Annotated in this window: 9 protein-coding genes; all 9 read left to right on the forward strand. The window is 39.7% G+C overall.

The window, feature by feature from the left end:
- The first annotated feature begins 21 nt into the window (after window positions 1–21).
- The 9 genes from AA980_RS09455 (at window position 22) to AA980_RS09495 (ending at window position 14,323) form a co-directional block, all read left to right on the forward strand.
- The gene (locus AA980_RS09455) at window positions 22–906 is read left to right on the forward strand and encodes a carbohydrate ABC transporter permease (RefSeq protein WP_024029553.1); all 885 of its coding nucleotides are present in this window, start codon (window positions 22–24) and stop codon (window positions 904–906) included.
- A 59-nt stretch (window positions 907–965) separates the two neighbouring features.
- Window positions 966–1,859: a carbohydrate ABC transporter permease gene (locus AA980_RS09460; protein ID WP_024029552.1), complete on the forward strand. Its 894-nt coding sequence runs from the start codon at window positions 966–968 to the stop codon at window positions 1,857–1,859.
- 28 nt (window positions 1,860–1,887) lie between these two features.
- Window positions 1,888–3,258 (forward strand): ABC transporter substrate-binding protein, encoded by a 1,371-nt coding sequence (locus AA980_RS09465; RefSeq protein WP_024029551.1) that lies wholly within the window; start codon window positions 1,888–1,890, stop codon window positions 3,256–3,258.
- A 139-nt stretch (window positions 3,259–3,397) separates the two neighbouring features.
- Window positions 3,398–4,654, forward strand: a complete 1,257-nt coding sequence (locus AA980_RS09470; protein ID WP_024029550.1) for an amidohydrolase family protein — start codon at window positions 3,398–3,400, stop codon at window positions 4,652–4,654.
- A gap of 5 nt (window positions 4,655–4,659) precedes the next feature.
- Window positions 4,660–6,696: a hypothetical protein gene (locus AA980_RS09475; protein ID WP_024029549.1), complete on the forward strand. Its 2,037-nt coding sequence runs from the start codon at window positions 4,660–4,662 to the stop codon at window positions 6,694–6,696.
- Between the two features lie 261 nt (window positions 6,697–6,957).
- Complete coding sequence (locus AA980_RS09480) at window positions 6,958–9,384, forward strand: alpha-mannosidase (protein WP_024029548.1); 2,427 nt, start codon at window positions 6,958–6,960, stop codon at window positions 9,382–9,384.
- Window positions 9,385–9,549: 165 nt separating this feature from the next.
- A complete protein-coding gene (locus AA980_RS09485) occupies window positions 9,550–10,179 on the forward strand; it encodes a D-sedoheptulose-7-phosphate isomerase (RefSeq protein WP_024029547.1) in 630 nt (209 codons plus the stop codon).
- Window positions 10,176–11,153, forward strand: a complete 978-nt coding sequence (locus AA980_RS09490) for an ROK family protein (protein ID WP_024029546.1) — start codon at window positions 10,176–10,178, stop codon at window positions 11,151–11,153. Before AA980_RS09485 ends, AA980_RS09490 begins: the two co-directional genes overlap by 4 nt.
- A gap of 29 nt (window positions 11,154–11,182) precedes the next feature.
- Entirely contained in the window at window positions 11,183–14,323 is a 3,141-nt protein-coding gene (locus AA980_RS09495) for an FAD-dependent oxidoreductase (protein ID WP_024029545.1), read from the forward strand.
- Window positions 14,324–14,366 lie beyond the last annotated feature (43 nt).

Below are 14,366 nucleotides of genomic sequence, written 5' to 3' on the forward strand. Positions count from 1 at the left end.
AGATTAAAAGGCTGTGACAATATGAGAAAGTCTTCTATTAATAAATCACAATTTGGATTCTATTTTGTGGTTCCTTATTTCATTACATTTCTTATCTTTGGATTGACGCCTATTATCTACTCCCTCTATTTAAGCTTTATGAAGTGGGATGGGTTTTCCGACCCGGTGTTCGTAGGTTTGGCCAACTATACAAGATTGCTCCAAGATACTTTCTTTCTTAAGTCCATTGGGAACACGCTAATCATATGGGTGTTATCCATTGTTCCGCAATTAATTCTTGCACTGATTTTAGCGATGATCCTGAATGAAAAGTTCATTCGAGGAAAGCATTTCTTTCGAGCAGTATTCTACTTTCCGAATATCGTAACGCCAGTAACACTAGGGGTGCTGTTCAGTTTAATGTTTGATTGGCAAACAGGGAGTGTCAATAAACTTTTAATGGGTATTGGGCTTATTGATGACCCGGTGAACTGGTTTAATAGCCCTTGGCTTGCAAGATTGATTGTTGCTGGAGTTATTATGTGGCAATACTTTGGGTTCAACATGTTAGTATTTATCGCTGGACTTCAATCGATACCGCATGAATTGTACGAAGCGGCTGAGGTAGATGGGGCTTCACGCTGGGATATTGCTATAAAAATTACCCTGCCATTATTAAAGCCAGTATTGCTATTTACTTTTATTACTTCGATAATCGGCGGTTTGCAATTGTTTGACGCACCATTAATGCTAGGAAATGGTCCTGATAATTCGACCCTGACAATGGTTATGTATTTGTATCAAACAGCTTTCAAAAACTTTGATTATAGTTACGGTGCAGCGATTGCCTATGCAATTTTTGTCATCATCTTAATCTTCTCATTAATCTCAATTAAGTTTTCAAAAATGAATAAAGTTGAACAGTAAAATACCTTTTTACTTTAGAAAAGTAGGAGACTTTCGGCTTGGAATGAAAGGGGATCCTTATGAAGGCTAATAATAGTATTGTAGAAACTGGTTTGGCGGGTAACAATGGCAAAACAAAAAAGACGATAAATGTAAAAAAATCATTAGCTAAATTCGCTGTCTATTTTTTCTTGATTTTAGTCGCGTTCACTTGTCTGCTTCCTTTTTATAGTATGATGGTCACTTCCTCACATGCGAATTCAGATATTGCACGGAAGTTACTATTAGTTCCTGGTAGAGAATTTGTGGAAAATTATAAGCGGTTGATTGATACAGTACCAATTTGGCGAGGTTTTGCTAATACCATCTTTATTACCGTTTCATCAACTGTATTAAGTTTATACTTTTCGGCTTTAGCTGGTTATGGGTTTTCGAAATATAACTACAAAGGTAAAAACATCCTATTCATGGCCGTCTTAGGGACAATGATGATTCCGGGACAATTAGGGATTATCGGATTTTTTAAATTGATGGATACCTTCAATATGCTAAACACCTATTGGCCTATCATTCTTCCATCGATTTCGAACGCGTTTGGGATCTTCTTTATGAAGCAAATGTGTGATTCCAGTATCCCGACAGAGATTCTCGAATCTGGTAGAATCGATGGCTGCGGCGAACTAAAAATATTTCATCGTTTAGTTTTGCCATTATTAATGCCATCACTTGCAACATTAGGAATCTTTTCGTTTATTGGAAAGTGGAATGACTTCTTAACACCAATGATTATTCTTTTTGATAATGAATTGCAACCGTTACCAGTTATGATTGCCATGGTTAAATCTCAGTTCTCAACGGACTTTGGGGCTATGTATGTGGGAATTGTGATATCTGTTATCCCAATCTTAATCTTCTTCTCCATTGTTTCTAAGAAGATTATCAGTGGTGTAACGGCAGGAGCACTTAAGGGTTAATCCTGCTGAATCAGACTTGATGGGGGTGATGTTGAAGAACAAAGTAAAGGTTCAAGAAAGAAAAAAATCGACTATTATTTTACCCAAAAAAGGAGCTGTACATCTAATGAAAAAATGGCTATCTATTCTATTTGCTGCTGTTCTTATTCTGTCATTATTTGCTGGCTGTTCTAACAGTGAAAAATCAACATCATCAAAAGATAAAAAAAGTGATAATAAAACTGCTCAAAAAGTAGAAGGTAAATTAACGATTTGGACGTTCTTTGGACAAGTTAAAGATATGGCGGCAGAATTTGAGAAGAAATATCCGGATGCAAAAGTGGAAGTTAAAATCTTCCCTGGTGATCAATATCAAACAAAGCTATTAAATGTACTTCAGTCAGGTAAGGGTGTTCCCGATATATTTGACTTAGAAAGGGGTTATATTGATAAGTTCATCAATTCTAAGTATGTTGTGAACCTTTCTGATATGGGAGCAGAAGACCTTGTTAAAGATTACGTACCATATGTCCAAGCATTAGGACGAGATGCTAAAGGTGATGTAAGAGCGATTTCTGACCACTCTTCACCAGGAGGTTTCTGGTATATCAAGGAAAATGCTAAAAAATATTTAGGTACAGATAACCCGGATGAAATCAGTGCAATGGTCGATTCCTATGACAAAATTATTGAATTAGGTAAAAAGGTAAATAAAGAAAGCAATGGCAAGGTACATTTAATTTCTCATTTTGGCGATATCTATAATATTGAAGCTTATAATACTAAGCCTTGGGTGAAGGATGGAAAATTAACTATCGATCCTGCTTGGAAGGAAAATTATAAAGTTCAACAAGAAATCTTTAATAATGATGTAGATGCTAAGCTAGAATTTTTCTCTGCAGGTTGGGGAAATGCCATTAACGACGGTAGTGTTGTGTTAACCGCAATGCCTGCATGGGCAAGCTTCATGGTTGATAACAAAGATGATAAGGCGAAAGATAAGTTTGGCGTAGCTGCAACTCCAAAAGGATTTTACATGGGTGGTACTTACCGTTCAATCTATGAAAAATCAGAAAACAAAGATTTAGCTTATAAATTTATTGAGTTCATTGCAGGAAAAGAATGGCAGCAGCATAACCTGGAAGCAACTGGAAATATGCCAGGACTTTTAACTGTATATAAAGACAACTTAGAAACCTTCAAATCTCCAATGTTTGGTGATCAAAACATTCTAAAACCATATTACGAAACTGTAAAAGATATTCCTGGATTAAAGCCTGACAAATATGGCGAAGAAGTATTAAGTAAGTGGAGAAAAGTTGCTGGACAAGGTATCAAAGATAAAGATGATATTAATAATGTAATTGAAAAGTTCAAAAAAGAAGTTAAGAACACATTCCCTGAACTTAACGTTGATTAATTAGCAGGTAGTTTTAGAAGGAGGATGACTTAAAAGTGAAAGGGAAATCCCTGCCATTCAGTATCGTTGAAATAGGCGATTTTGAGTGGCTGGTGGGACGAATTCATTTAAGTCATCCTTTATTATTGGGAGGAGTACGATGAGTCATATCCATGAAGAAATTAACAAAATTCGCATAATCGATGGACATGAACACATCGATCCGAAGGAAATTCGAAAAAAAAATAAAGTGGATTTTTTTGGTCTTCTTCATTATTTAGAATCCGACTTAATCACAGCAGGGATGAAACGTGGGATTTTAAGCCCTGAATCGAAATTAAGTGATGAAGAGAAAGCAGAGCAATTTTTATCTTTTTTTCAGAAAACAAAGAATACCACCTATGCACGGACATTTATTACAGCATTAGAAGATTTATATGGAATGGACGATTGGACCGTTAAAGGTATTTTAGCCTTAAATAAAAAAGTAATAGCAGCAACAAATGATGATAAATGGTATATGAAAGTGTTAAAGGAAAAGTCGGGAATTGATTTAGCGATTACATTAGCTTTTACAACGAATGTTGATTTTTCTCTTTTTCGTCCAGTGATGTTTTTAGATTACGCATTTAAATTGAGAACAATTAAGGATGTACAGATTATTGAAAGTCATTCTGGAAAAAAAGTTCATACATTCCAAGATTATCTTCATGCTGTAGATGCCTTATTAGATAAATTTGTTAGGGAAGGAATGGTTGCCACTAAACTGGGCCATGCCTACTGGAGAACGCTTGCTTCAACAAAGCCAACATTTAACGAGGCTGAACAATGCTTTAATCGGTTGGTTTCATCGTTCTTGGATGAACAGTTGTCGCAACAGGAATCAATACCTTTACAAGACTATTTGATTCATCATATTATCCAATGTTCAATCGAACATGATTTACCGATCCAGATTCATACGGGACATCATGAAACTAGTGTTTCTGGTAATGGAAATCTTATTACAAACTCAAAGGTTACCGATTTAGTTCCACTTATTGCAGCCTATCCTGATGCGAATTTTGTTTTGCTGCATTGCGGTATTCCTTACCACCAAGAATATTTAACTATTGCGAAAAACTACCCGAATGTCTATGCAGATTTCACCTGGGTATATATCATATCGCCAACGATTGCTAAGCAAATCCTTCACCAAATGATTGAAATGGTGCCGCAACATAAAATTTTTGGGTTTGGCGGAGATTACAATTTTGTTGAAGGAACTTATGCCCATCAAAAGCTAGCTCGGAAAATTGTAGGGGATGTATTAGTAGAAAAAGTTCAAGATGGGATGTTAACAGAAATCGAAGCAGTAGAGTTTGCCAAAAGAATTTTTAGAGACAACCTAATAGAATTTTACAAACTAAAGGTGTGATTTCATTGGCTACGAATATTAATATCCATGATAGCAAGAATAAACAAAGTGAAATTCAAGTCTATTCTTCAGAGCAAAAGAGCGCTCAAGCGTTTTTAGCTTTTTCATCACTACTTGAAATTTATAACGGGGAAAAGACTATAGAGGAAATCAAAATTGAGGAAATCAATCTTTTAGAAGGTGGTTACCGTTTCCTAGGGAAGGGAGAGCATTTCTCTGTTCAATCGGACTGGAAACAGGTCGACGATGGCTGCGGTTTTATCCAAGTTGATTTACAAGTCAGCTATAACAAAGAAGTTTCAGGACAATATGGTTTACAGTTTAATGCTGATTTACGGGGGAGTGGAAAGCCAACCTGGATGATACCTGGTGCTTTTTACAAAGAAAATCGTTTTGAACATAACGCTAGACAGTATCCAAGATATGATTACCGTGGTGGCAATCATGAAGAGATGGTTTCGGATTATTGGTCTTTTCGTTCAGACCGTGCCGCCCTTCCAACTGTATTTGCTTGGAACGATGAAATGTGTGGTGCTCTTTGTGTAGAGGAAATGTCTGAGCTTGGTTTGACTGGTTTAGGGTTTCGGGGGAATAAGGAGACTACTTCTATTTGGGTGAATTTCCCTTATAAAGAGGAACCAATTACATTTGTTGGTCATGCGATACCAGAGCCAAAGGATATTTCTTTATATACCTTTACACCTGGTGAAACCGTTCACTTACAATTAAAAATCTATACTGGTTCGGCTGATTTACATTCTTATGATCCATTTGTCCGTGAAATGTATAAGCTTCATCAACAAGAGCATTTCTTAAATCCATGGGTGGGTCTTGAGGAAGCAGCAAAATTAACGGCCCATGGGTTACATCGTTGGCATTATATGCCAGAGTATAGCATTCTATCCGAAACGGCCGCCTTCGATCGCGAGTTTAATAACAATGTAAAAGGAATGGGCGATCGCCCCCATATGCATGTTGGCTGGGTCAGCGGTGTACCGTATACCTACGCATTGCTTACTTATGGCAGAAAAAAGGGTATCCAACAGTATGTAGATGCGGCTATTGATGTTATCGATAATATTGCATCGGCCCTCGCTCCTAGTGGGACATTCTGGGCATCGTGGGTACTTGGAAAAGGCTGGGGAACAGGCTGGAATCCAAAGAATACATGGTTACAAGCAAGAACCATCTCTGAAGCCACTTTGTTTTTGGTTCGCGCCCTTACATTCGAAAAGCAAGCGGGCTTTGCTCATCCCGATTGGGAAAAAGCCGTTCTTTCTAATTTAGACTTTGCTGCTGCACATCAACGTGACGATGGCAATTTCGGTTCCTATTATCACTGTGAAACTGGAGACGTCGAAGAATGGGATGGAGCAGGCGGGATTTTATGGATTGCCGCCTTACTAGAAGGAAGTAAATTTTTTGAAAAAGAAGAGTATCATGTTGCAGCCCAAAAGGCTGGTCATTATTATCAACGTTTCGTGTTAGATGAATATATATACGGTGCTCCTGAAGATGTTCATTTAACGCCAACATCTGAGGATGCTTATAATGCTGTTGTTGCCTATGTACTGCTCTATGAAAATACTAAAAATAAAAAATGGCTAGCGCTTGCTAAATCTGCTGCAGATTGGCTAATGACCTTCCGCTGGACATATAATCTAAACTTTCCGGAACATACCTTGCTACATCAATATGATTTTCGGTCTCGTGGTGCTGATCAAGCATCACCGTCAAATCAGCATTTACATAATTATGGACTATTTTGTGTTCCAGAAATGCTTCGTTTATGGAAGTACACGGATGATCCCTATTACTTAGACCGAACCCGTGATCATATTGCCTGTTTCTTGCAGTTTGTTGCAAGAAAAGATGGTGATTTTAATGCCTACAAAGGGATGGTCACAGAACGATTTTATAATACGAATTGCTTCCAGCCAAAGGGAATGATGTTAACGCTCTCGCATTCCTGGTGTGTAGGTCTAGTGTTATATGCTGCCCAAGAATCCTTAGCCTTTAACGAATCTTTGCAGCTTTCTTAAATGAAAATTCAATTAACCATCTTGGGCAATACCATGGTGGTTAGTTGTGTTTGATGATGAAATAATGATGGTTTGGGGGAAAAGGATATGAAAAAGAAGATTGCGATTATTCATACGACTCCAGTCACGATTGGGGTTAACTGCAGCACTTAAAATGGCGGAAAAGTTCAAATTGAAAAAATCACACAATTTATATTAAGTAATAACCAAACAAGTCAATTCAACCTGTAAGACAACAAAAATAGGACAGGGGTTGAGGAAATGAAAGATAGAACCTTCCATATGATTGGGAATGCTCACTTAGATCCAGTTTGGCTTTGGCAATGGCAAGAGGGGTTCCAAGAAACAAAAGCTACTTTTCGTTCAGCTTTGGACCGAATGAAAGAATATGATGATTTCATTTTTACCTGTAGTTCAGCAGCTATGTTTGAATGGGTAGAAGAAAATGAACCAGAAATGTTTGCTGAAATCAAAGAGCGGATTCAAGAAGGACGCTGGAGGATTGTTGGCGGCTGGTGGATTCAGCCTGATTGCAATATCCCAAATGGTGAATCGTTTGTCCGCCAAGGTCTTTACGGACAGCGGTATTTTCAAGAGAAATTTGGTGTAACAGCAAAGGTTGGCTACAATGTCGATAGTTTTGGTCATCACGGCATGCTTCCACAAATCTTGAAGAAAAGCGGTATGGACTCTTATGTGTTCATGAGGCCGGCACCAAATGAAAAAGGTCTTCCAAGCAGGCTCTTTTGGTGGGAATCAGATGATGGCACACGTGTAATGGCGTTTCGAATCATGCAGGAATATAATTCATGGGGTAAAGAACTAGATCGAATTGTCCAGCGAAGTAAGGGTGAGTTTAAAGGCAATGTCAATGATCTAATGATTTTCTATGGAGTGGGAAACCATGGCGGCGGACCAACGAAGGAAAACATTGAGAGTATTTATAGGTTAAATCAGGATGATGATCTTCCTAATCTGGAGATTTCAACACCTGAAGAATATTTTGAAAAAATGAAGAGTACGAAGGATTTACCTGTTGTTCATGACGATCTGCAACACCATGCCAGCGGCTGCTATGCGGCACATTCCGGTGTAAAGCAATACAATCGTAAAGCAGAAAATATCGTAATGACAGCTGAAAAATATTCAGCCCTTGCTTTTTGGTTAACAGGTCAGCCATATCCAGACGAATTCAAGCGGGCTTGGAAAAATATCTTATTTAACCAGTTCCATGATATTTTAGCGGGGACAAGTATTGAATCTGCCTATGAAGATGCAAGGAATTTATATGGTGAAGCAATTGCGATCGCTGACCGGGCATTAAATAATGCAGTGCAATCGATTTCTTGGAAAATTGATATTGAGCAAGATGAGAGAATGAAGCCAATCGTCGTCTTTAACCCACATGCCTGGCATATCAAAGTAAATGTAGAAATTGAAATTGGCGGCTTGAAACCAACATCTGTTTTAGTTGATGATCAAGGTCATGCTGTTCCATTTCAAACTGTACAGTCACAAGCAACCGCGGGTGGACGCTACCGTTTAAATTTTTTAGCAGATTTACCGGCGATGGGATATCGTGTTTATAAGCTTTATACAGAATTAAGCAGCACTACTCCGGTTGGCGAAGCTATGAATGCAAGTCAATTTTCGATGGAAAATGATCGCTATCGAATGGAATTCGATACAAAGACTGGTTGGATTAACAGTTTATTCGATAAACGTGTCCTTCATGAAGTATTTTCAGGTCCTGCGGCTAAACCGGTTGTCATCCATGATAGAACAGATACGTGGAGCCATGATACCCTCCATTTTAATAACATAGCTGGCGAATTTAAAGCGACAAAGATATATCTTGCAGAGCATGGTCCAGTAAAATCTGTGATTCGTGTGAAAAGTGAATATGATCGCTCCATTTTGATTCAAGACTTCACAATGTATCAAGAAAAAGACCAAATTGATGTGAAAGTAACTGTTGATTGGCGGGAAAGGTTCAAGATGCTGAAGCTTGTTTTCCCTATCAATGCAATCTTTAGAAAACAAACGTATGAAATTCCATATGGATCAATCGAGCGCGAGCATAATGGGGAAGAGGAGCCAGGCCAAAGCTGGGTAGATGTGACGGGAGTCCGTCCAAACCATGAAGGTGTGTATGGTCTAAGCCTGTTGAATGATGCGAAATATAGCTACAGTATCCACAATAAGGAGTTGTCTTTAACGGTATTGCGCAGCCCCATCTATGCCCATCATGATCCGCTTGTTCCAGACGAGGATGGGGAATATACATTTATTGACCAAGGAATTCAACGCTTTGAATACTCATTACTTCCACATGAAGGAAGCTGGGAAGATGCAGAAACGCCAAAAAGAGCAGCAGAGTTAAATTGTAAACCGATTTCAATTATTGAATCCTTCCATAAAGGCTTATTACCACAAACAGATTCATATGTGAAAGTAAGTGCAGATAATGTTCTTGTCAGTACCATCAAAAAGGCAGAAGACAGTGAAGATTTGATTATTCGTTGCTATGAAACGAATAAAGTAGCAGCAGAAGTTGAAATTACTTTGCCAAAATTTAATCGTTCATTCAAAGCTGCTTTTAAACCATCGGAAATAAAAACCTTCCGTATTCAAAAAAATTCTGACATGCCGATTAGGGAAACGAATTTGATTGAATGGGATGAGTAGTAATGGGATTTAATGAAACCAGGTCTTCCATCCTGTATTAGTTTTAAATTCACCGACAATGCTGCTAGTACTGAAATCAGGTAGCTTTGGCAGTGCCGATTTCTTTCCCAAAGCGATTGATCATCTTAAAGAAAATTAACTAACGACTTAATAGGGGGTGTAGGAATGAATGCTAGATTAGAAAAGCTTATTGAAAAGTATCCTGAATTAGTAGAGTGTCAAACTAGTATTATGGAAGCCTTTGAAGCGATGAAACATGCCTATGAGTCTGACAGAAAACTGCTTCTTGCTGGCAATGGCGGCAGTGCAGCTGACTGTGAGCATGTTGTTGGTGAATTAATGAAAGGATTTATGTCAAAACGTCCTTTACCGTTAGAGATGAAAGAAAAATTAAAGGCAGCTGCTGGCGGCGATGACTACTTAGGTGAGAATTTGCAGGGGGCGCTCCCTGCTATCTCTCTTGTAAGCCATTCAGCACTCATGACTGCCTTTGCTAATGACGTTGCCCCAGATATGGTTTTTGCGCAGCAAGTGTACGGTTACGGAAAAGCGGGCGATGTATTCGTCGGATTTAGTACATCTGGTCAGTCGAATAATATTAACCATGCTGTTAAAGTTGCCAAAGCACTGGGATTAGTAACAATCGGATTCACAGGTAAAAGTGGCGGTGCCTTAAAAGAGTTAGCTGACATCACGATTTGTGTTCCCTTTGTTTCAACACCTGATATTCAGGAAAGACATTTGCCAATTTACCACGCTCTTTGCGTAATGCTAGAGGAGGCATTTTTTGCATGAACCCCGTTTTAGCAGGTTTAGATATTGGCGGGACAAAATGTGCTGTTGTTTTAGGGATTGAAAAAGATAACGAAATTCAAATTGTTGCAAAACAAACTTTCTCTACTCCATCCAGACCTGAGGAAGCACTCACTCGAATGATGGTCGAGTTAGAAAAATTAATGGCAGAGCAAAAAGGGCTTGTCTTAACAGCCATAGGTATAAGCTGTGGAGGCCCCCTCGATAGTAAAAGGGGTCTTATCTTATCTCCGCCTAATTTGCCAAATTGGAACCACATTGATGTCCTGACTCCGCTGCGAGATCGTTTCCAGGTACCTGTTTCCATTCAAAACGATGCCAATGCCTGCGCATTGGCTGAGTGGAAATGGGGGGCAGGGAAGGGCACGAGAAATATGGTTTTTCTAACGTTTGGTACCGGAATGGGTGCAGGTTTCATTTTGGATGGACGGTTGTATACAGGAACAAATGATATGGCAGGTGAAGTTGGTCATGTTCGTTTAGAACAGGACGGTCCTATCGGGTATGGAAAGGCAGGCTCATTTGAAGGCTTTTGCAGCGGTGGCGGAATTGCTCGCTTGGCACAAATGAAAGTAAATGAGTGGTTTGAGAAAGGAAAAACAACAGCTATTTGTTCTTCTCAGGAAGAAATTGCGCGGATAACAGCGAAAACAGTGGCTGAAGCTGCTCAAGCTGGAGATTTATTAGCCAATCAGATTTATCAGATTGTCGGCCGGAAATTAGGTCGTGGCCTAGCGCTGTTAGTTGATTTCCTTAATCCTGAAAAGATTGTTATCGGAAGCATTTACTTACGCCAAGAAGATTTGTTAAAACCAATCGTCATGGAAGAACTTCGTAATGAAGCATTACCCTATTCATTTAAGGTATGCACTGTTGTTCCGTCAGGACTAAAAGAAGCTGTAGGCGATTTAGCTTCTCTTTCAGTTGCAAAATACGGACTAGAAAACGAACAATAGTGATGAATTAGTTGAAGGAGGCATTAATTGTGAAAAATAGTCTTTTGCCTGCCGGGGACATTCCGATTTTAGCAGAGGTTGATGTTGTCATTATTGGCGGCACCTTCGCTGGTTTAGCAGCTGCGCTGCAATTTGCGAAGCAAGGTAAGCAAGTGATGGTGATTGAATCCAGAACGTTTTTAGGCAGCGAACTGACAGCTCCCCTTCGTCCTTGGATTGACTCCAGTCAATCAGCAACTTCAGAGTTAATAGAAGCTTGTGTGCAGACCTGTGGAAAAACGGTTCAGATAGGTTATTCACAAACGATAGTCTTTCAGGTTGATCAGCTGAAAATCATATTGGAGGAAGAATTGTTTGCTGCGGGTGTCCAATTACTCTATGCATCGCTGCCAATCGCTATCACTCACGTTGATGGTGACTGGAACGGCTTAGTGATTGCCAATAAATCTGGCAGGCAGCTTATTTGCTGCCATGCTATTGTCGATGCAACCGAAACAGCCATCACGACTTTTTTAACTGAAGATGTTTTGAATTCTGCTAAAGTCCGTGACAAACCTTACTATAAACGGGTTTTAGAGTTTACCGATGTCCAAGAAATCAACAAAGAAGAACTGTCGGTTCCGGTTGAACTATCGATAAAGGGTAATAAGGTCCGCCTTAATCCTGGTTATCATGAAAATGGCCATTTCTATGTAGAATATCAATTGTATTTAACCGCTGAAAACAACCTAGAAGGGAATCGGCTTCGTGAAGTGAAGGCACAAAAGGTAGGAATTGCACTTGCTGAATATTTACTTCATCATGTCCCATCTTTTAATAAAGCGATGTTATCTGCCAGCTCATATGAATTAAACGGGCCGTATTGGGATGAAGATGAGAAAACATCTTCACCATTACAGCTTGAGCGATTAGCAGTTAACCATCCAAACGTTTGGAGTTTTTATAAAGACCTTTATGTGTATAACAATATGAATTGGCTCGACCCTGTCCAAGCCGCATCATTAGCTGAACAGTTTGCCGAAATCATCCGAGATTTACCCAAAAAAAATCAGGTGGTACGTCAGCAAAAAGGATCTGTTACAAAACTGGACTCTGAATATGAGATGAGAATTCCAGTAGATTCTATAGAGCGGAGGGTTGATTATGCCTTTGTTCCGGAACAGGAGATTTTCCTTTCAAAGACAGTCGAGGTACTTGTCGCAGGGGGTGGCTCAAGCGGTGGTGCCGCAGCGATTGTTTCAGCTCAAGAAGGAATGAAGACAATCCTTGTTGACCTCAATCCTGGTCTTGGTGGAACAGGGACTTTCGGTGGTGTTGACAGCTATTGGTTTGGTAAACGCCATGGATATGCAGAGCGGATTACGAAATTAGTACATGATGTCCAAAAAAGAATAAAGTATAAGGGGCATAAATGGAATATTGAAGCAAAAAAGTTTGCGCTTTTAGATACTGCAGACCAATTAGGAATCGAATTGCTATTCAATACGATTACCTTCGGTGCCATCACAAAGGGAACTCGAGTTTGTGGTAGTCTAGTTGCGACAAAATGGGGAATGTGCACCGTTTTGGCTGATTGTGTGATTGATGCGACCGGTGACGGCGATCTTTCTGCATTTGCAGGTGCGGAATTTGTTTATGGTTCTGTTCGTGACCATGTTGTGATGTGGTATTCACTTGCTCAATATAAAACACCAGGGAAATTGCAAAATAATTTCACCAGTATGGTGAATGTTTCGGATGTTCAGGATTATACACGGGCAATTCTTGCAGGAAGAAGAAGATGGAGCGTTGACGTGGATGGCTGTCATGATCACGGAATCTATGTTGCTCCACGGGAAAGCCGCCATATTATTGGTGATGTTGTCATGAATATGAGTGATCAATTGCTGCAACGTAGCTGGCCGGATTGTATTAATATTCATTTTAGTAACCATGATATGAAAGGGATCAGCGAAGCAAACTGGTTACATGCCGGGTTAATTCCGCCAAACCTTGAAATTGAAATTCCTTACCGGATGCTTCTTCCAAAAGGGCTGGATGGAATGTTGGTGGTTGGTAAAGCGGTATCCGCCACCCATGATGCCTTACCTGCTATTCGGATGCAATCGGATTTGGAAAACCTCGGTGGGATTGCCGGTCTTGCTGCTGCGATGGCTGTGAAGGAAAACAAATATCCAAGACAAATAGATTGCACTGCTTTACAGGAAAGAATCGTGAAAGAAGGTTTGATTCCTGAAAGTATTTTGACAAGAAACATAGAATCAATTCACTATTCGGATGAACAACTAGTGAAGCTCATTGAATCGATTGAGGTCAACCACCCCCTTTATGAATACTCGAACATGCGGATGAATGAAATCTATCAACAAAGAATCCCGTTCGTTGAAATTTGTACTGTGGGGAAACAAATTATCCCGTTTCTTGAAAAAGCGTATGCTAATGCTGAAGGAATTCGTAAGGTACGAATTGCCCAAGCTTTAGCGATGTATGAGTCAAAGACAGGTGTCCCTACGTTAATCTCAGAAATAATGGGCCTTCTTAAGGGAGATAGGCTGCCGAAACGGACTGCTGATATTTTGTATGTGACCATGCCGCCTGACCACGGGGCGATGCCTGATGTTTGTTATTTGCTTTACTCCCTTGGACTTACAAAAGATAAACGGAGTATCGCTGTTTGGCAGCGTGTGGCAGATTTACTTAACCCATCCGAAGAGGATTTTAAGGATACGATGTGGGGGCTTTTCTATTATATCCATAGCATCTGCATAGGTGCGGAAAGATTAGCGGATGTGAAGGTCATTCCAGTACTTGAGCAGCTTCTAAGAATTTCATCAGTCAATAACCAGCAGTGTTATCAAGGCTTTCAAGCAGACTTTTTCCTTGAACGGAGAGCCATCCTTGAATTGGCCATCGGCCGGGCCTTGGCTAGGTGTGCGAGCACAATAGGCTATCAAGTCTTAATCAATTATCTTGACGATGTCCGTTCCTTACTTAGCATGCAGGCACATACAGAGCTAAAACGATTAACCGGGCTAAATCTAAACAAGGATAAAAAGGCTTGGAGCGACTGGCTTGAGACAGAAAAAGACAAGATTATTCCACAACCATATAGGGAACAAACAGACCTTGTTGAAGGAAATGAAACGATTTCAAGAAGAATCGATTTATAGTTTACTGGATAGGGATGCTAGTCTCCACACATTGGATAGCATG

This window comes from Neobacillus vireti, from assembly GCF_001026695.1.
In the GTDB taxonomy this organism is placed as follows: domain Bacteria; phylum Bacillota; class Bacilli; order Bacillales; family Cytobacillaceae; genus Neobacillus; species Neobacillus vireti.

Excerpts from the sequence above, each read along its gene's own strand:
- AA980_RS09490 (WP_024029546.1), top strand. The coding sequence starts at position 10,176 with ATGAACCCCGTTTTAGCAGGTTTAGATATTGGCGGGACAAAATGTGCT.
- AA980_RS09455 (WP_024029553.1), top strand. The coding sequence starts at position 22 with ATGAGAAAGTCTTCTATTAATAAATCACAATTTGGATTCTATTTTGTG.
- AA980_RS09470 (WP_024029550.1), top strand. The coding sequence starts at position 3,398 with ATGAGTCATATCCATGAAGAAATTAACAAAATTCGCATAATCGATGGA.
- AA980_RS09485 (WP_024029547.1), top strand. The coding sequence starts at position 9,550 with ATGAATGCTAGATTAGAAAAGCTTATTGAAAAGTATCCTGAATTAGTA.
- AA980_RS09480 (WP_024029548.1), top strand. The coding sequence starts at position 6,958 with ATGAAAGATAGAACCTTCCATATGATTGGGAATGCTCACTTAGATCCA.
- AA980_RS09465 (WP_024029551.1), top strand. The coding sequence starts at position 1,888 with ATGTTGAAGAACAAAGTAAAGGTTCAAGAAAGAAAAAAATCGACTATT.
- AA980_RS09460 (WP_024029552.1), top strand. The coding sequence starts at position 966 with ATGAAGGCTAATAATAGTATTGTAGAAACTGGTTTGGCGGGTAACAAT.